This is a genomic window from Mesorhizobium sp. M2E.F.Ca.ET.209.01.1.1, from assembly GCF_004010375.2.
Taxonomy (GTDB): Bacteria; Pseudomonadota; Alphaproteobacteria; order Rhizobiales; family Rhizobiaceae; genus Mesorhizobium.
This window is the reverse complement of sequence record NZ_SADP02000269.1, coordinates 1-407: the sequence shown is the minus strand read 5'-3', so window position 1 is coordinate 407 and position 407 is coordinate 1. Positions and strand designations below refer to the sequence as shown.

1 protein-coding gene is annotated in these 407 nt (G+C 69.5%); it reads left to right on the top strand.

The genetic code is table 11. From position 1 onward, the window contains the following. A partial coding sequence (locus EN852_RS35605; RefSeq protein WP_145994147.1) for a fimbria/pilus outer membrane usher protein occupies positions 1-407 on the top strand: 407 nt, incomplete at both ends.

The following is a 407-nucleotide window of genomic DNA, read 5'->3' as shown; positions in this document are numbered from 1 at the left end:
GACGGCAACGGCGGCCTGGCCGAGATCGGCATCCTCAACGATGTCGGCCGCTATTCGTTCGGCGCCTCGCGCCAGGGCGGGCTGAACTATGCCTACGCCAGCGCCAGTGGCAGCGTGGTGTGGATGGGCGGCCACACCTTCGCCACGCGCGAGGTGTCGGACGCGTTCGCGGTGATCAGCACCAATGGCGTCGGCGGCGTGCCGGTGCGGTTGGAGAACCGCCTGATCGGCGTCACCGATGATCGCGGCCTGCTGCTGGTCAGCCCGTTGCTGTCCTGGCAGCGTAATCGTGTCTCGATCGATACCCTGGACCTGCCCGAGGACATGCGCGCCGATCGCATCGAGGACTGGGTGACCCCGCGCCAGCGCGCCGGCACCCGCGTCACCTTCCAGCTGCGCTCGCGGCC